Origin of the sequence: Castellaniella hirudinis, from assembly GCF_042651965.1 — a bacterium.
GTDB classification, from domain to species: Bacteria; Pseudomonadota; Gammaproteobacteria; order Burkholderiales; family Burkholderiaceae_B; genus Castellaniella; species Castellaniella hirudinis.
The window spans coordinates 406351-423081 of the sequence record NZ_JBHSDY010000005.1; the positions used below are offsets into that span (position 1 = coordinate 406351).

17 protein-coding genes are annotated in these 16731 nt (G+C 63.4%); 13 read left to right on the plus strand and 4 right to left on the minus strand.

Annotated elements, in window-relative coordinates; all coding sequences use genetic code 11:
- Positions 1-207 precede the first annotated feature (207 nt).
- The 4 genes from ACFO0J_RS10130 to ACFO0J_RS10145 form a co-directional block, all read right to left on the minus strand.
- Entirely contained in the window at positions 208-987 is a 780-nt protein-coding gene (locus ACFO0J_RS10130; RefSeq protein WP_376812942.1) for a DUF5677 domain-containing protein, read from the minus strand.
- 184 nt (positions 988-1171) lie between these two features.
- Positions 1172-2380, minus strand: a complete 1209-nt coding sequence (locus ACFO0J_RS10135; RefSeq protein WP_376812943.1) for a hypothetical protein — start codon at positions 2378-2380, stop codon at positions 1172-1174.
- A 326-nt stretch (positions 2381-2706) separates the two neighbouring features.
- Positions 2707-4014 (minus strand): Y-family DNA polymerase, encoded by a 1308-nt coding sequence (locus ACFO0J_RS10140; protein ID WP_376812944.1) that lies wholly within the window; start codon positions 4012-4014, stop codon positions 2707-2709.
- On the minus strand, positions 3972-4409 hold the full coding sequence (locus ACFO0J_RS10145; protein ID WP_376812945.1) for a LexA family protein: 438 nt from the start codon (positions 4407-4409) through the stop codon (positions 3972-3974). The genes ACFO0J_RS10140 and ACFO0J_RS10145 overlap by 43 nt, the downstream gene beginning before the upstream one ends.
- A 98-nt stretch (positions 4410-4507) precedes the next feature.
- On the opposite strand from ACFO0J_RS10145, the gene ACFO0J_RS10150 reads away from it, so the two are divergent.
- From ACFO0J_RS10150 to ACFO0J_RS10210, 13 genes are all read left to right on the plus strand, one after another.
- On the plus strand, positions 4508-5350 hold the full coding sequence (locus ACFO0J_RS10150) for a PhzF family phenazine biosynthesis protein (protein WP_376812946.1): 843 nt from the start codon (positions 4508-4510) through the stop codon (positions 5348-5350).
- Between the two features lie 415 nt (positions 5351-5765).
- Positions 5766-6701, plus strand: a complete 936-nt coding sequence (locus tag ACFO0J_RS10155; RefSeq protein WP_376812947.1) for an N-carbamoyl-D-amino-acid hydrolase — start codon at positions 5766-5768, stop codon at positions 6699-6701.
- Positions 6698-8203, plus strand: coding sequence for a dihydropyrimidinase (hydA, locus tag ACFO0J_RS10160; RefSeq protein WP_376812948.1), 1506 nt, complete (start codon positions 6698-6700; stop codon positions 8201-8203). Before ACFO0J_RS10155 ends, hydA begins: the two co-directional genes overlap by 4 nt.
- 67 nt (positions 8204-8270) lie before the next feature.
- Positions 8271-8471 (plus strand): hypothetical protein, encoded by a 201-nt coding sequence (locus ACFO0J_RS10165; RefSeq protein WP_376812949.1) that lies wholly within the window; start codon positions 8271-8273, stop codon positions 8469-8471.
- A 34-nt stretch (positions 8472-8505) separates the two neighbouring features.
- Entirely contained in the window at positions 8506-8652 is a 147-nt protein-coding gene (locus ACFO0J_RS10170) for a hypothetical protein (protein WP_376812950.1), read from the plus strand.
- Positions 8637-9590: an ornithine cyclodeaminase family protein gene (locus ACFO0J_RS10175; RefSeq protein WP_376812951.1), complete on the plus strand. Its 954-nt coding sequence runs from the start codon at positions 8637-8639 to the stop codon at positions 9588-9590. Before ACFO0J_RS10170 ends, ACFO0J_RS10175 begins: the two co-directional genes overlap by 16 nt.
- A gap of 117 nt (positions 9591-9707) precedes the next feature.
- A complete protein-coding gene (locus tag ACFO0J_RS10180; RefSeq protein ID WP_376812952.1) occupies positions 9708-10952 on the plus strand; it encodes an ABC transporter substrate-binding protein in 1245 nt (414 codons plus the stop codon).
- A gap of 130 nt (positions 10953-11082) precedes the next feature.
- Positions 11083-11964, plus strand: a complete 882-nt coding sequence (locus ACFO0J_RS10185; protein WP_376812953.1) for a branched-chain amino acid ABC transporter permease — start codon at positions 11083-11085, stop codon at positions 11962-11964.
- A 38-nt stretch (positions 11965-12002) separates the two neighbouring features.
- Positions 12003-12968, plus strand: coding sequence for a branched-chain amino acid ABC transporter permease (locus tag ACFO0J_RS10190; RefSeq protein WP_376812954.1), 966 nt, complete (start codon positions 12003-12005; stop codon positions 12966-12968).
- On the plus strand, positions 12965-13687 hold the full coding sequence (locus ACFO0J_RS10195) for an ABC transporter ATP-binding protein (protein WP_376812955.1): 723 nt from the start codon (positions 12965-12967) through the stop codon (positions 13685-13687). Before ACFO0J_RS10190 ends, ACFO0J_RS10195 begins: the two co-directional genes overlap by 4 nt.
- Positions 13687-14394, plus strand: coding sequence for an ABC transporter ATP-binding protein (locus tag ACFO0J_RS10200; RefSeq protein WP_376812956.1), 708 nt, complete (start codon positions 13687-13689; stop codon positions 14392-14394). Before ACFO0J_RS10195 ends, ACFO0J_RS10200 begins: the two co-directional genes overlap by 1 nt.
- Positions 14395-14405: 11 nt before the next feature.
- On the plus strand, positions 14406-15740 hold the full coding sequence (locus ACFO0J_RS10205; RefSeq protein ID WP_376812957.1) for an MmgE/PrpD family protein: 1335 nt from the start codon (positions 14406-14408) through the stop codon (positions 15738-15740).
- A complete protein-coding gene (locus ACFO0J_RS10210) occupies positions 15730-16692 on the plus strand; it encodes an asparaginase (protein WP_376812958.1) in 963 nt (320 codons plus the stop codon). The genes ACFO0J_RS10205 and ACFO0J_RS10210 overlap by 11 nt, the downstream gene beginning before the upstream one ends.
- Positions 16693-16731: the final 39 nt, after the last annotated feature.

The following is a 16731-nucleotide window of genomic DNA, read 5'->3' on the forward strand; positions in this document are numbered from 1 at the left end:
AAGTTAAGCTTCCGCTTAGGGCAAAACAAAGATGATATCCGGTTGTCTGCACTTGCTGCACAGCAGATCTTCACGAAATTCGGCTGACTGACAGCAAAGGGTCGGAAACCGCCGGTTGCGGCTGACCGCTTCCGACCCGTTGCAGTCAGTGAGCGATCTGCTCGACAAGAGAGCTAAAAATCTAGCGCTAGAAATCAGCGGTACGCTTTAGCGGTTACCATGGATCGAACTTTTTATATTAATTTTACGGGTGATGGTGCCTTCTAGGTTCTCTAGTTTTTTAGCAAGGGCATTAATTTTCTCCTGGTGGCAGCTATTTCCGCCTAATACTTTGGAGCCAAGTTTTAATGTTGAAAACACTGAAGATAAAGCCATGCACAAAGCACTAGATCGCTCTAATTTAACCTCATCACTATGCATCTCAACAACCTCACTGCCATCCAGCCTATATCGCTTTCCGAAGGCCGCTGTTGCCCAATGATGATATTCCGACATGGGGCTATAATAAGTTTCATACAGATATAGATAATGGGAGTCAACAAGATTGGCGATTTTCTTTATTGATTTATCGCCATACCAATTCCATTGGTATTCTCCATTTTCTTTTTTGAATAGTTTATCGACCTCCGGTCTCAGTGAGTCTATTATTTTAACCACATCTTCGGGTATTGGGTCATCGGATTTATCCATGCGCTTAATATCAACAACACAAGAAAATAGTCGCCATCTTCGGCACATTTCTTTATCCTTTAAAGAATAAGATAAATACAATGAACCTTCGAACATGCTTCTGGCGATCAAGATGACATCGTCTCGATCTTCCAAAAGAACTAAGCTTCCTAGCTGAGTCAGCTGTCTTTTTAAGAATGATTTACACATAAAATGAAAATCATCCCGCATATCACCCTGTAGCTCAGGGTAGACCTCTTTCCCTAAAATATCAATTTCTTTAGCAATTTCGTTTAGTTTTTTCAGTAAACCATCCATCTTACTCTTCTCGTCTCGCCAAAAAAAATTAAATATAATCGACATCGTCGAACAGAGTTTTTTATTCATGCTTAGGACAACCAAAAACTATGGGTTAAAGCAATGCCCAGCCTTGGCCGGCAACTCTCATCGGATAGCTAAAATTGATCGGTTGGAGGTGCGGATTTTTCTTTTTGTTTTTTTACTAATCCATCTCAGCGATACAATCGAGCCAATGGGTGCAAGTTTTGAGCTTTTTTTCCTCAAACCAAAGAGTGCCAATTTTCATCCAATCTAAAAATTGGATTGCAGATGCCGACGGTTGCTGTGGCACCAAAACAGCCAAGTGGTGGTCTTTTTCTGGATACAGCTGAAACCAATAGTTTAGAAGTTGGCCTATCGCCATGCGTAGGTGTGGAAGCTCAATCGAGCTCTTCACCTCGATCAGCAAGTTATCATCGCCGTTGTAGCCGCTCACCATAGCGTCAAACATACAGTCGTTGATGCCTTCGAAGATGGATAGGCGTTGTCCTAGGGTTTCGTGCAGAGTATTGGTAAGCTGATTGTGGATCTTGCGATGAACGATAGTAGTTGCCTCTTTGGCTGCTAAGTAGTCCGCTTCGTCTTTCAAAGTTAGATCGCGCTGGTTGTCGCTACGACTCCGCAATAACTGCTTCGTGGCTTTTCCCCGAGGTGAGTCAAAAAAATCAGGCAAGTGACGGCCCAACTGGTCCAAATCTGCTGCATCCTTGACACCGCCTTGGCCGTACAACCCCACCATAGCCTTGTATTTTATGGTGAGATCACTACTTCCCACATCCAGTTTTTCCAGCAATTTACGAACTCCTTCATTCCCGTTGATGATGGGAAACTTCACCTGAGGGTCAAGCATAAAGAACACGGGAGTAAGGAAGTACTCCGGCCGCATAGTCTGTGTGGGGTGGTTCGCCTTCGGGATGCCAGGTAACTTTTCAATGGCAGAAATTAGATCAAGTCGATCTCTAGCATTTTTGGCTTTGAGCGCGGCGCGGTACAGCGGTAGTAGCTTTCCATGGTGAAGATGGATCCATTCCCGGACACTGTTTCGATAGGCCTTGTAGAAGTTTGTGAACCCAGTGTGTCCAAGAATAAGTCGCCGGACCTGATTGCTACCAAGCTCTTTACTTGCATGCTCGGCTATGGACCCAAGCGTTGCATTAGGGCCGTAATCACATCCAAGAAGCTCCCCCAGTGCTGGAATTTTGGTGCTGGTTATGTAGCCGGCGTCCGTTCCGCTGTAACTATTGGTTATCCACGACAGCTTGGAGAGTGCGTACAAATGGTTGCTCGTGGGGGAGCGTTTATTGAGTACGTACTGCCCTATGATTCGTGCTAACTGGTTAGTGTCACGTTGACGGCGGGCCCAAAATTCCATTTTTCTCACTCTTTATCTGTGTTACATAATATAGACGCATGCGGGTCGTATTGCCTGTGGAGTGACTAACACTTTCAGTTTTGGCCGATCTGCACTTAGGGTGGCTTGGAAAGAAAGTTAGATCCGAAATAACCAGCGGTCTACGCTGGTGAGCCTACTGCAACTGCAAAATCAGTTGCTCCGCTAGAACGGGCAGGCGCAAGTAAGTTTTGCAGGATTTCCCTCGAAAGACTGCTTCTGGCCGAAAGCACCCAATCCCCGCCCCGTAATAAACACTAACACTACCAGACACTACCAAGCATCAAACCTCGGGGAAACACCCAGCCTCACCCCACCTCCACCACATCCCTCCACACCGTCGTATAGCTCGGCGACCGGTGCGCCTGCCGCATCAGCCACCGCGCATCCGCTTCGTGCAAAGCGCTCGCCACCTGAACCATCCGGCTGCCGAACCGCTGATTCAACTGATCCACCACCGCCATGGCCCGTCCAGACCGAGCCGCGTCTCCCGACGATTCAAAATCAAACAACTCCCCCTGCGCGGCAATCGGCACCGCCGGTCTGACATCCAGCAGGCACACCCCTGCCTTGGCGTAGTCGAACCCTGGCCGGAACACCGACCGCAAGCCGCTCAGCGCGGCGCGCAGCAGGGTGGGCGTGCTGTCCGTGGGTGAATCCAAAGGCACGACTGCGCTGTCGGCATGCCACGGTCCGGTCTTGAAACGGCTGGTGCGGATATAGACCTGCACGGCGGACGCGTGGGAATGTTGCAGCCGCAGTTTCTCGGCGGCGCGGCTGGTGAACAGGCTGACGGCCTGTTCCAGTTCTGCGAGTTCGCGCACGGGCAGGCCGAAACTGCGGGTGGACATGATCTGCTGCTTGGGGGCAGGCGCGTCTTCCCAGTCGAGGGCGGGTTCGCCGCACAGTTCCTGGGCGGTCTTGGCCAGCATGATGGAGTACCGCCGCCGCAGGACGTGGCGGTCGGCCAGGGCCAGATCGGCGGCGGTGCGGATGCCGGATGATTCCAGACTGGGCGCCAGTTTGCGGCCTACGCCCCAGACGTCCTGGATGGGCACGTGGCGGATGGCGCGCATCAGTTCCGCCCGGCCCAGGCCGGACAGGTCGCAGACGCCTTGCAGGCGCGGCAAGGATTTGGCCAGGTGGTTGGCGAGCTTGGCCAGGGTCTTGGTGGCGCCGATGCCGACGCAGGTGGGGATGCCGACCCAGCGCAGCACGCGGTGGCGGATCTGGGTGCCGATGTCGCGGCCCGTGCCGGGCAGGCCGGTCAGGTCCAGGAAGGACTCGTCGATGGAATAGATTTCCTGGGCGGGAGAGAACTGGCCGATGACGCGCATCATGCGGTCGCTCATGTCGCCGTACAGGGCGAAGTTGGCGGAAATGGCGATCAGTCCCCGGGCCTCCAGGTGCTGGATCTTGAACCAGGGGGCGCCCATGGCGATGCCCAGGGCTTTGGCTTCCGCCGTGCGGGCGATGGCGCAGCCGTCGTTGTTGGACAGCACGATGACGGGCCTGCCCTCTAGCGAGGGGCGCAGGACCCGTTCGCAGGCGCAGTAAAAGCTGTTGCCGTCGATCAGCGCGATGCGGGGTGGCGGCCGGCGGGCTTGAGCACCCATGTGACGACTCCCCAGATGAGCAGTTCCTGGCCGTGGCGCGGCACGATGTCCTGGAAGGCGGGATTGGCTGCCTGCAGACGCACTTGACCGTCCTGGCGATGCAGGGTCTTGATGGTGAAATCGCCGTCGACGACGGCCACCACGATGTCGCCGTGCCGGGCCTCCAGCGCGCGGTCCACGACCAGGGAATCGCCGTCGCTGATGCCGGCGTCACGCATGGATTCGCCCCGGGCGCGCATGTAGAAGGTGGCTTCGGGGTGCTGGATCAGGACGGTGTTCAGGTCGATCCGCTTCTGCGCGTGGTCCTCGGCCGGGCTGGGAAAGCCGCAGTGCGCCGGGACCTGGACGTGGCGGCAGACGGCGGGCTGTAGAGAGAGTGGGGCGGGGGCGTCCATGGCGTAAAATGACTGTATATTTAAACAGTATTATATCCATCCCGTTCTGTCCTGGATTGATGCGAGAATTAAAAATCCTCTCTCTAACTCCCCATATCATGCCGACCTTCGATTTCAAGCAAGTAGACGTTTTTGCCAGCGAACCCCTGAAGGGCAATCCCCTGGCGGTGGTGATCGCCGCCGACGGGTTGACGGACGAGACGATGGCCGCGTTCGCCCGCTGGACGAACCTGAGCGAGACGATCTTTCTCCTGCAACCGACGACGCCGCAGGCGGACTACCGGGTGCGCATCTTCACGCCGGGCAGAGAGCTGCCTTTTGCCGGGCATCCCACGCTGGGCGCGTGCGCGGTGTGGCTAGGCAGCGGGGGACGGGCGCGCGGCGACATGATCGTCCAGGAATGTCCGGCGGGCCTGATCACCTTGCGCCTCGACGGGTCGCGGGTGGCGTTCGCCGCGCCGCCGCGGGTGCGCTCCGGCGCGGTCGAATCCGGTCTGCTGCCGCGCCTCGCGGACGGGCTGGGGGTCGGCGCGGATGAAATCCTGGAAGCGCAGTGGGTGGACAACGGCCCCGGCTGGCTGGCGGTGCGGTTGGCGTCGCGCCGGCAGGTGCTGGATCTGCGGCCTGATATGGCGGTGCTGGGCGATCTCAAGGTGGGCGTGGTGGCGCCCTGGGACCCGGCCGTCGATGGCCCGGACGCGCAGTTCGAGGTGCGGGCCTTCGTACCCGGCCTGGGCATTCCAGAGGACCCGGTCACCGGCAGCCTGAACGCCGGTGTCGCCCAGTGGCTGATCGGCAGCGGCCAGGCGCCCGAATCCTATGTGGCGTCCCAGGGGACGGCGCTGGGCCGCGCGGGGCGTGTGCACGTCCAGAAATCCGGTTCGGACATCTGGGTGGGCGGCGAGGTCGTCACCTGCATTGCAGGGACGGTGACGCTGTAGCAGTACGGACTGCGCTGCGCCGTTCAGCCCCCGGCGCCAGACGTTTCAACTCGCCCGCGACACCTGCTCCCCAGTCTGGCGGGCCTTCGTCGCGGGCCTTCAGTTCAAACCTCAACCAGCCCGCGTACCCCGCGCGGCGTTCCCCGGCCGGCCCGTCCGCTTCGATGCGGTCTTAACCCAGGCTTAACGCAGGGCGACAAAAACTGAGTCGGCAAGATTCAGTCCCTGGCTGATAATCAAAAACACAACGCGACACGGCCCGCCGGGCGGCGCGATCCACCAGGATGCGGCGCCGGAACAGGCCCGTCATTTCATGCCTCCGGACCGTTCCAGGCACAAGCGACCCTCGGCGCGAGGGTGGGCCGACAGCACGGCGCGGGGGAAGTTTTCCGATTTCATGAAGGCAAGTATCGACATGAGTAGCAATCGCACGCTGGGCCTGGCCGTCGCCCAGATGGGGGCCGTGAATCTGGCCGATTCTCGCGAGGCCGTGGTCGGCCGCTTGATCGAAATGCTGCGCGAGGCAAAGAGCCGCGGCGCGGAACACGTCGTGTTCCCCGAGCTCGCCCTGACCACGTTCTTTCCGCGCTACTGGATCGAGGACCAGGAGGAACTGGACCGGTTCTATGAAAAGACCATGCCCAATCCGCAGGTCCAGCCGCTGTTCGACGAGGCGCGCAAGCTCGAGATGAGTTTTTACCTGGGTTACGCCGAACTCACGCCGGAAGGCCGCCGCTTCAATACCTCGATTCTCGTGAATAAGGCCGGGAACATCGCCGGCAAGTACCGCAAGATCCACCTGCCGGGGCATTCCGATCACAAGCTCGATGCGCCGTTCCAGCATCTCGAGAAAAAATACTTCGAAGTCGGGGATCTCGGCTTCCGCGTGTTCAACCTGGACGAGACGCTCTTTGGCATGTGCCTGTGCAACGACCGGCGCTGGCCCGAAACGTATCGGGTGCTGTCCTTGCAGAGCGCCGAGGTCGTGGTCCTGGGCTACAACACGCCGTCGGTCAACATCCACTGGAACGAACCCGTCCACCTGCGCACGTCCACGCACCTGATCTCCATGCAGGCCAGCGCCTACCAGAACGCCGTGTGGGTCGCGGCGGCGGGCAAGTGCGGCTCCGAAGACGGCTTCCACATGATCGGCAGTTCGGTCATCGTCGCGCCCACCGGCGAGATCGTCGCCCGTGCGATCACGGAAGAAGACGAGGTGATCGTGACCAAGGCCGACCTGCAGATTGGCGAGAATTTCCGCCAGCACGTCTTCAATTTCGCCAAGCACCGCAGCCCGGAACACTACCGGCTCATCGTCGAGCGCGTCGGCGCCGGCGAACCTCTGGCATGAAGCACGCGGGAGACACGGACATGACGCAGGGCTTCGACCTGACCATCCGCAATGGGCGCATCGTGACCGACGATGCGATCATCGAAGGCGATGTGGGGGTGCGCGACGGCCGCATCGCCGCCATCGGACCGGGGCTGGCGCCGGGGGCGCGCGACGTCGATGCCGCCGGCCGCTGGGTGCTGCCGGGCGGCATCGACAGTCATTGCCACGTGGAGCAGTTGTCCGGCATGGGCGTCATGGGGGCCGACGATTTCTATTCGGCCACCGTGTCGGCCGCGTTTGGCGGCACCACCACGATCATCCCGTTCGCGGCGCAGCACCGGGGGACGTCGGTTCCCGACGTGGTGAGCGACTACGCCGAGCGTGCGCGGACCAAGGCGGTGATCGACTACGGCTTCCATCTGATTCTCGCGAATCCCGACGAACAGACCATGACCCGCGATTTGCCGCAGGCCATCCGCGACGGGATTACGTCGCTGAAGGTCTACATGACCTATGACGCGATGCGGCTGGATGACTATCAGTTGCTCGACGTGTTCGAACTGGCCCGCGAGCACGGCGCGCTGGTCATGGTGCATGCCGAGAACAACGACATCATCAAGTGGCTGGCCAAGCGCCTGATCGAGCGCGGCCACACGGCGCCCAAGTTCCATGCGGTGGCGCACGATCCGCTGGCCGAGGCGGAAGCCACGAACCGCGCCATCGCGCTGGCGCGCCTCGTCGATACGCCGATCCTGATCGTCCACGTGGCCGGCGGGAGCACCGTCGAGGTCATCCGCGGCGCCCAGAGCCTTGGCGTGCACGTGCTGGCGGAAAGCTGTCCTCAGTATCTGTTCCTGACCGCCGAAGACATGGACCGCGCCGGCCTGGAAGGCGCCAAGTTCTGCTGCTCGCCGCCGGCGCGCGATGCCGGGTCGCAGGAAGCGGTCTGGCAGGGCTTCGCGGACGGCACGCTCTTGACCTATTCCTCCGACCACGCGCCGTACCGCTTCGACGAAACCGGCAAGCTGCCCAAGGGCGACAAGACGACGTTCAAGGAAATGGCCAACGGCGTGCCGGGGCTGGAGCTGCGCCTGCCGCTGCTGTTCAGCGAGGGCGTGCTCAAGGGCCGGATGGACATCCACCAGTTCGTCAAGCTCACCGCCTCGAATCACGCGGATCTGTACGGCCTGTCTCCCCGCAAGGGGCGGATCGCGATCGGCGCGGATGCCGATCTCGCTCTCTGGAATCCGGACCGGGAAACCCGTATCGCCTACGACGATCTGCACGATCAGGTCGGGTATACGCCGTACGAGGGCCGGGTGATCAAGGGCTGGCCCGAAGTCGTCGTTTCACGCGGGCGGGTGGTCGTCGAGGACGGCCGGCTGCATGCCGAGCGCGGCAGCGGCCAGTACCTGCGCCGCGAGGCCCCGCAGTTCGCATGGCCGGTGCGTCAGCCCGGCGCTGCGCGGCGGCCGGACGGTCTGCTGTCCAAGGCGATGGCCGGGGCCAGAGAAGGTTGACGGCGCGGCCGGTGAACGTCCGGGCGGCCCCGTCCGCGGGGCTTTCCTCTACAAGCAAGGATGATGCATGGCGCTTTACCTGAATGACGAAGCCGTCGCGGACCTGCTGCCCATGGCACAGGCGGTCGGCTGCGTGGACGCGGCGTTCCGGAGCCTGACGCGCGGGCTGGTCGAAAGCGGGCAGTGGATCGAGGCGCCCGCAGCCTTCACGAGTCGTGAAGGGGGGTTGCCGGATGGACGTCTAGCGGGCTTGGCCGGCGCCGCCTAAGCTTTCGGGATGTGCAACTCTTCGAGAGCCGATCATGCTCGACGTCCTGGTCATCGGCGGCGGAAATGCCGTCTTGTGCGCCGCGTGGATGGCGCGCGTTGCGCGGTCGGTGAATGTCTGGGCGGCCCCGTCCGCGGGGTTTTTCTTTCCAAGCAAGGATGATGCATGGCGCTTTACCTGAATGACGAAGCCGTCGCGGACCTGCTGCCCATGGCGCAGGCGGTCGACTGCGTGGACGCGGCGTTCCAGAGCCTGGCGCGCGGCGAGGCCGCGAATGCGGTCCGCGTGCGCATGGCCGTCGCGCCCGCCGTCATGAACGTCATGTGGGCCTGTGCGCCTTCCGTGGGGGTGATGGGCGTCAAGAGCTACGTGACGGGGGGAGGGACCACGCAGGGCACCACCTTGACGCTGACGCTCTATTCGATGGCGACCGGAGAGATGCTGGCGCTGGTCGAGGCGAATCGCCTGGGCCAGATCCGTACCGGCGCCGCGACCGCGGTTGCGACCCGGGCCATGGCCAAGCCGCATCCGGTGGTGCTGTCCGTCTACGGGACGGGGTTCCAGGCCGAATACCAGGTTAGGGCCCTGCTGGGCGCCCAGCCGACGATGGCCGAGGTCCGCGTCGTGGGCCGTGATCCGGGACGGCGCGACGCGTTCATCGAGCGGCTGTCGCGTGAATTTCCGGGCGCGCGGTTCCTGCCGGCCGATGCGAAGACAGCGGCGGCGTGCGCCGACGTCATCGTGACGGCGACCCAGTCGGCGGAGCCGCTGTTCGACGCCGCGTGGCTGCAGCCCGGCGTGCACATCAATGCCATCGGGTCGAATGATCCGCGAAAAAGAGAGATCGGCCGGGACGTGCTTGAACGCGCCGGCCTGATTCTTGCGGATGACCTGGAGGTCGCCCGCAAGGAGTCCGGCGATCTGCTTGCCAATCAATGGGACATGGCGCGTGTCGGGTCGCTGGGCGATCTGCTCATCGGCAAACGGCCGGGGCGCGCGCGTGACGACGAGATCACCGTTTTCGAGTCCCAGGGGCTGGCCGTGCAGGATGTGGTGTGCGGCGCGGCCATCGTGGCCCGGGCGCACGAGAAAGGATCGGGCATCCGGCTGTCCCGCTGATCCGCCGTGGGGGTGGATTGACGCAGGCCGGTCGGGCCGGAAGAAAGAGCGGCGCCGTATTTCAGGACGCTGCATTCAATCAGGGTGGTTTTCACCTCAATAACAGGAGACGGAATCATGAAGAAAAGTCTATTTGGCATCCCCAAGGGGATGAAGCTCGCGGCAGCGGGCATCGCGACGGTGGTGGGCCTGGCATACCCCGCCGTCCAGAGCCTGGCCGCCGACGCCAAGTACCCCGAAACCATCACCATCGGCACCATCCTGCCGCTGACCGGGGCCACTGCGCAGAATGGCGAGAACTCGCTGCGCGGCATCCAGCTTGCGGTGGACGACATCAACGAATCGGGCGGCATCAAGTCGATGGGCGGTGCGAAGCTGAAGCTGGCGATCGCCGACGCCACGAGCAACCCGGCCAAGGCGGCGTCCGCGGCCATCAACTTCCTGTCCAAGGACGAGAAGCCCCTGGCCATGGTGGGCGCCTATGCCAGCGGCCTGACCGAAACGATCGCGCGCGTCACCGAGCGGGCGCGGATTCCGCTGCTCAGCACCTCGTTCGCCGATACGCTGACCCAGCAGGGCTATAAATTCTTCTTCCAGCTGCCGGCGGCGGCTTCGAAGATGGGCACGGCCCAGTTCCGGTACGCGTCGGAGGTCTCGAAGGCCAACGGCACCCCGATCAGCAAGGTCGCCATCGTCTATGCGAACAACGCCTATGGCGCGACCCAGGCCGAGTCGCTGAAGAAGCAGGCCGAGGCGAACGGGACCCAGGTCGTGCTGTTCGAGGGCTATTCGCCCGAGATCACCGACGCCAATCCCATCGTCGCCAAGATCAAGGCCTCGGGTGCGGACAGCGCCTTCTCGATCGCCTACGTGACCGACGGCGTGCTGCTGATGCGGGCCCTCAAATCGGCCGGCAGCACCCTGCCGATGTTCGGCGGCACCGGCGGATACGTGACGCCGGACTTCCTGAAGGTCCTGGGCGCTTCGGTCAACGGCGTCTTCAGCGTCACCACGTCCAACCCGGACGATTACGGCGCCGTCGGCGAGGCCTATCAAAAGAAATACGGCCAGTTCATGCCTCAAGAGGCGCATGACAACGCTGCGGCCGTGTACATCATCGCCGAGGCCCTGGAAGGGCATCCGACGACCGATCCGGTCGAACTGGCCCAGGTCATCCACAAGGGCAAGTTCACGCGCGGCGCTGCCGGGTCGATGCCCGGCGGCGTGGTCGAGTTCGACGCGAACGGCGTGAATACCCATGCGGCGCCGCTGATGGTGCAGTGGCAGAACAGCCAGCTCATCGGTGTCTGGCCTCAGGATCTGGTCAAGGGCAAGCCCGAGTGGCCGGCGGCCAAGCAATAAGTCTGGAAAAAGCAGGACCGGCTGCGCCACGCCCTGCGGGCGCGGCCGGTTCCCGTCGACTCTGTCTCGATCGTCCGCAACGGTTGCCGTTGCCGGGTCTCGACGAGGCAATCATGGATAAGTACACGATATGCTGCATTTGATTCTGCAGTCGGTCGCGAACGGGGTGCTCATAGGCAGTGTCTATGGCTTGATCTCGGTCGGACTGACGCTCATGTTCGGCGTCATGAACATCGTCAATTTCGCCCAGGGCGAATACCTGATGATCGGCATGATGGCCGCCTACTTCCTGAGCACCACCCTGGACCTCGATCCGTTCGTCATCGCGCCGCTGGTCGGCGTCGGGGGCTTCCTGTTCGGCATGCTCAGCGAGCGCCTGGTGATCGAGCCCATCATCAAGGCCCCGCAATCCGCGCAGATCATTGCGACGGTCGGCCTGAGCCTGATCCTGGCCAACGGCGTCGCCGTCATGACCGGGAACAACTTCCTGAGCGTCAACACACCCTACCAGGATCTGACCTTTAATGTGCTGGGCCTGTCCTTCCCTGCCAGCTTCGTGTATGCGGCCGCGTGCGCGCTGCTCATGGCGGTGCTGCTCAGCCTGTTCCTGAACAAGACCCGCTATGGCAAGGCCATGCAAGCCACCTCGCAGAACCGGTCCGCGGTCCAGTTGATGGGCATCAACCCGCGCTGGATGTACATGCTCGCATTCGGCATCGGCTCGGCCCTGACCATGGTCGCAGGGGCCGTGATCCTGCCGTACACGCTGACCTATCCGTACATCGGCCAGCACTTCATCCTCACCATGTTCACCGTCGTGGTGCTGGGCGGGCTGGGCTCGGTCCGGGGCGCCATCATCGCCGGCCTGGTGGTGGGGGTGGTGCAGTCGATGTCCACCCTGGTGCTGCCGATCGAGATCCAGAACCTGCCGGTGTTCGTCGTGTTCTTCTTCGCACTGGTGCTGATCCCCGGGGGCGGATTCCAACGTATTTTCCGCCGGAGGCAGAATTGATGGCGACGCAGATGACTTCTCGCGCGGGACATGCGCGCGTGCCGGCCCTTCTCGGATGGGTCGTCTTCCTGGTCGCGGTGTTCGCTGCGCCGATGTACCTGAGCAACCAGTATGACTTGCGGCTGGCCATCCTCGTGTGCCTGCTGGGCGGCGCGTCGATCGGCTGGAACCTGCTGGGCGGCTACGCCAATCAGATTTCACTCGGCCATATCACATTCTTCGGGATCGGCATGTACACCGTGGCGATTTTCCAGACCACGCTGCACCTGAGCCCCTGGCTCGCGATTCCGGTGGCGGTGCTGCTGTCGGTCGCCATCGCGGCCCTGATCGGCTGGCCCAGCTTCCGCTTGTCGGGCCACTACTTCGCGCTCGCCACGCTGGCGCTGCTGCCGGTGTCCGAGCTGATCGCCAGCGGCTGGGAGAGCCTGACCGGCGGCGCGCGCGGGCTGTCCGTGCCGATTCTGCCGTCGGGCCTGGCCTCGCTGCAGTTCGACACGCCCGAGCCGTTCTTCTATGTGTCGGCGGTGTTTCTGGTGGTCGTGCTGGTGATCGCGCGGGTGGTGCGTTTCTCCACCCTCGGGATGCGCCTGTCGGCCATCCGGTCGAATCCCGAAGCCGCCACCCTGGCCGGGGTCAACCAGTTCCGCTCGAAAATGACGACGCTGCTCATCAGCGCCGCCATCGTCGCCGTCGCCGGTGCGCTGTACGGCGCCTTTCTCCAGTACGTGGACCCGCGCACGGCGTTTTCCTGGGATACCACGCTGAACCTGGTGCTGTTCGCGATCGTGGGCGGGCTGCAGTTCTGGTGGGGCCCCTTGCTGGGCGCCGCCATCCTGGTCCCCCTCAACGAATACGCTTCGCTCCAGCTCAGCGGCAATCTGTCGGCGCTGGGCCAACTGGCCTACGGCGTCATCCTGCTGGTGCTGATCATCTTTCAACCGCGCGGCCTGGGCGGTCTGCTCCAGACCCTGTTCCATCGGCTTGAAGGAGGGTCGAAGAAATGAGTCGAGCCATCCTGAAAGTAGAAAACGTCGATCAGCGTTTCGCGGGCCTGCATGCTTTGAAGCGCGTGAATTTCGAGCTGATCGAGGGGGAAATCCTGGGCATCATCGGCCCGAACGGCGCCGGCAAGTCCACGCTGTTCAACGCGATCGTGGGCACGGTGCCGCCGGTCTCCGGCGCCATCCACTTCAAGGGCAGGAACATCGTGGGCATGCCCACGCACCAGATCGCCCAACTGGGAGTGGCCAAGACGTCCCAGACCGTGCAGGTGTTCGATGAGATGACGGCGCTGGACAACGTGGCCGTGGCCGCGTTGCTGAATTCGGCGACGGTGGCGGCGGCGCGCTCGGCGGCCCGCGAAGAACTGGAGTTCTGGGGCCTGGAGGGGCATGCCGACACGCTGGCCCAGGACCTGCCCCTGGCCCAGCGCTCTCTGCTGGAACTGGCGCGCGCCATGATGCTGCACCCGCAGGTCCTGCTGGTCGACGAGGTCATGGCGGGCCTGAACGAGGTTGAGGTGGACGACATTCTGGACAAGCTCGTGCGCATCAACCGGGATCGTGGCGTCAGCCTCATGGTGATTGAACACAATATGCGCGCGCTGATGAAGATTTCCTCGCAGATCCTCGCGCTCGACTACGGCGCGATCCTGACCCTGGGCAAGCCCGAGGAAGTCAGCCGCCACAAGCAGGTGATCGAAGCTTATCTGGGAGTTGAGTAATGGGTCTCGAGATCAACCAATTGCATGCCGGATACGGCAAGATCGAGGCCCTGCACGGCATCTCTCTGGAGGTTGCCGACGGGGACTACGTCGCCGTGGTCGGCGCCAACGGCGCGGGCAAATCGACGCTGCTGAAGGCGATTTCCGGCACGGTGCGGTCGTTCAGCGGCGCCATCTCTTTTGACGGCAGCGAACTGACCAGGATGCCGCCCCATCAGGTTCCCGTGTGCAGGATCGCCCACGTGCCCGAAGGCCGGCAGATCTTTCCCCGCCTGAGCGTGTTCGACAACCTCATGCTGGGCGCCTGGCTGGTCAAGGACGAATCGGTCCGCGAGCAGCGGCTGCGCCTGGTCTACGACCTGTTTCCGCGGCTCAAAGAGCGTGCGACCCAATTCGCGGGCACCCTGTCCGGCGGCGAGCAGCAGATGGTCGCCGTGGGCCGCGCCTTGATGCTGGGACCCAAGCTGATCATGCTCGATGAACCCTCGCAGGGCCTGGCGCCGAAGCTGGTCAATGAGATGTACGAGCAGCTCAAGGAAGTCCACCGCCTGGGCACCAGCGTGCTGCTGGTCGAGCAGAACACGACCTCCGCGCTGAAGTATTCCACCCGGGCCTACGTGATGGAGCGCGGCAAGATCATCCTCAGCGGGCTGTCCGAAGAATTGCGCGACCAGGACGAAATCCGGCGCGCCTATCTCGGCATCTGAAGGAGACGGACATGGCGGATGCTTCATTGCTGGACCTCGCCGTCAGCCGGGCGGCGGACCTCAATCTGGCGCGCGTCCCGGCGGCCTCGCTCAAGCGCGCCGGGCACATCATTGCCGACACGATCGGGGTGAGCTGCGCGGGCGCGCGCCAGGGGCCGGTGGTCGCCCTGACCGGCATCGAACGCCGGTCGGGGCGGTTGGGCGAGGGCGCGCACGGCGCCACTGTGTTCGGCGGTTCGCCCCTCCGGGCGGACTCTGAACGCGCCGCCTTCCTGAATGCGACGGCGGGCAGCTTCGTTGAACTGGATGAAGGCATGCGTCCCACCGGGCACCCCGGGATGCAGGTCGTCATTCCCGCGGTCGCAGTGGCCGAGACAGAGAAGGCGCATGGGCAATCCCTGCTGCGCGCCGTGATTGCCGGCTACGAGGTCACGGCGCGGCTGTTCACGGCGTACCGGCTGACGTATCCGGCGCATCCGCATGGACATTTCGGGGCGGTCGGCGGCGCCGTCGCCGTGGCCATGATCCTGGACCAGGACCCTGTCGAAGCGGCCCGCATCGCGGCCACGAGTCCCATTCTTTCGGTCTGGGATGCGTGTTTCGAGGGGGCCACGGCCAGGAACACCTGGATGGGTTCCGCCGCCGAGCTGGCGGTGCGCGCGTCCAGGCTCGCCGAGGCGGGCTTCACCGGCTCGCCGGCCAGCCTGGAGTCTTCGTTCGGCGCGCTGGCCGGCACGCTGGTCGACCCGGAAGCGCTGACGGCGCCGCTGGATTATGAAGGCCTGGGCGTGACCCGGAACTACTTCAAGCGCCACAGCGCCTGCGCCCTGAGCCATGCCGCCGTCGATGCGGTCCGGCAGCTTCCCGCCTTCGATCCCGCGCACATCGAGCGGGTGGACGTGGAAACCGTCGAAAACAACATGAAGCTCGCCCGCCAGGCGGCGCCCAATGCCTTGTCCGCGCGGTTTTCGCTGCCCTACGTGGTCGCGGCCGCCTTGTCGGGGCGCAGTCTGGACGCGGACGGTTTTCAGTTCGAGCCGGAAACCGCGCAGCTTGCCGCGCGCGTGGAGACGCGGGTGGCCGAGGATCTGCAGGCGCAGTGGCCGGGCGCGTCCCCGGCCAGGGTGACCGTGCGGACCACGGACGGAAAATCGTACTCCGCGCGGGTCGACAATCCCCACGGCCATTACCGCGATCCTTTGACCGAGGACGAGGTCGAGCAGAAATTCCTCGGCCTTGCGGGCGGCGGCGCGGCGTCGCAGGCGTGGTGGGGCCGGCTGACGAATCTCTTCGACGTGCCGGATTGCTCCCGCCTGTTTTTCGGGGCCGGCGATCATGCGGATTAGCCTGCTCGCCACCGGCGGCACGATCTCCACGCAACGCGGCGCCGACGGTGCGACGCCGGCCCTCGGCGCGCAGGCCCTGGCCGCGGCCGCGCGGGCGGGGGGCGCAGACCTCGTCGTCACCGCCCGCGACGTGTTGCGGCTGTCGAGCCGCAACGTCACGCCGGCGGCCATGTGGGATCTGGCGTGCGCCGTCGAGGAAGAAATCCAGGGCGGCGCCGAGGGCGTCGTCATCACGCATGGGACCGACACGCTGGAGGAAACGGCCTACGCGCTGGCGCTCCTCGTCCGGACGTCCGTCCCGGTCGTCGCGACGGGCGCCATGCGGGTGCCGGGTTCGGCGGGCGAGGACGGTCCGGCCAACCTGGCAGCGGCCATCGCGGTGGCCGCGACGCCGCGTTTCGCCGCCTATGGTCCGGTCGTCGTCCATCAGGACGAGATCCACCTGGCCCGGTGGGCCGCGAAGGTGCATGGCACCCGCGTGGCCGCCTTCGGGTCCCCGGCTGCCGGCCCGGCCGGCCTGGTCGTGGAAGGCCGGGCCTTGTCGTTTTTCGGGCCGCCGCCGTCGGAACGCCTGTTGCGCGCCTGCGCCCCGGACAAGCGGGTCGAGCTGATCTGGGCCGTGGCCGGGTCGGACGGCCTGATGGTCGATGCAATCCGCGACCGGGTCGACGGCCTCGTGGTGGCGGGCCTGGGAGGCGGACACGTGCCGGCCCCCTTGGCCGAGGCGCTGGTGCGGGCGGCCGGCGCGGGCGTTGCCGTGGTGCTGGCGAGCCGCTGCGCCAGCCCCCAGGTGTTGCGTGACACCTATGGCGGCGCGGGCGGCGAGCGGCACCTGCTCGCTTCGGGCCTGGTGTCCGCGGGCGCCCTGTCTCCCGTCAAGGCGCGCCTGAGGCTGTTGTTTGGTTTATCGGCCGGTTTCACTGCGGCCGAGTTGTTCGCCGCCGAGGCTTAGGACCCAAGCGGGGCGGCACGGGCCCGCCGACGCTGGACA

Bases quoted from the DNA above. Each gene is read 5' to 3' on its own strand.
- ACFO0J_RS10210 (WP_376812958.1), top strand. From the start codon at position 15,730: ATGCGGATTAGCCTGCTCGCCACCGGCGGCACGATCTCCACGCAACGC.
- ACFO0J_RS10170 (WP_376812950.1), top strand. From the start codon at position 8,506: ATGCTCGACGTCCTGGTCATCGGCGGCGGAAATGCCGTCTTGTGCGCC.
- ACFO0J_RS10150 (WP_376812946.1), top strand. From the start codon at position 4,508: ATGCCGACCTTCGATTTCAAGCAAGTAGACGTTTTTGCCAGCGAACCC.
- ACFO0J_RS10165 (WP_376812949.1), top strand. From the start codon at position 8,271: ATGGCGCTTTACCTGAATGACGAAGCCGTCGCGGACCTGCTGCCCATG.
- ACFO0J_RS10205 (WP_376812957.1), top strand. From the start codon at position 14,406: ATGGCGGATGCTTCATTGCTGGACCTCGCCGTCAGCCGGGCGGCGGAC.
- hydA (WP_376812948.1), top strand. From the start codon at position 6,698: ATGAAGCACGCGGGAGACACGGACATGACGCAGGGCTTCGACCTGACC.
- ACFO0J_RS10130 (WP_376812942.1), bottom strand. From the start codon at position 987: ATGGATGGTTTACTGAAAAAACTAAACGAAATTGCTAAAGAAATTGAT.
- ACFO0J_RS10200 (WP_376812956.1), top strand. From the start codon at position 13,687: ATGGGTCTCGAGATCAACCAATTGCATGCCGGATACGGCAAGATCGAG.
- ACFO0J_RS10140 (WP_376812944.1), bottom strand. From the start codon at position 4,014: ATGGGTGCTCAAGCCCGCCGGCCGCCACCCCGCATCGCGCTGATCGAC.
- ACFO0J_RS10180 (WP_376812952.1), top strand. From the start codon at position 9,708: ATGAAGAAAAGTCTATTTGGCATCCCCAAGGGGATGAAGCTCGCGGCA.
- ACFO0J_RS10145 (WP_376812945.1), bottom strand. From the start codon at position 4,409: ATGGACGCCCCCGCCCCACTCTCTCTACAGCCCGCCGTCTGCCGCCAC.
- ACFO0J_RS10185 (WP_376812953.1), top strand. From the start codon at position 11,083: ATGCTGCATTTGATTCTGCAGTCGGTCGCGAACGGGGTGCTCATAGGC.
- ACFO0J_RS10195 (WP_376812955.1), top strand. From the start codon at position 12,965: ATGAGTCGAGCCATCCTGAAAGTAGAAAACGTCGATCAGCGTTTCGCG.
- ACFO0J_RS10155 (WP_376812947.1), top strand. From the start codon at position 5,766: ATGAGTAGCAATCGCACGCTGGGCCTGGCCGTCGCCCAGATGGGGGCC.
- ACFO0J_RS10135 (WP_376812943.1), bottom strand. From the start codon at position 2,380: ATGGAATTTTGGGCCCGCCGTCAACGTGACACTAACCAGTTAGCACGA.
- ACFO0J_RS10175 (WP_376812951.1), top strand. From the start codon at position 8,637: ATGGCGCTTTACCTGAATGACGAAGCCGTCGCGGACCTGCTGCCCATG.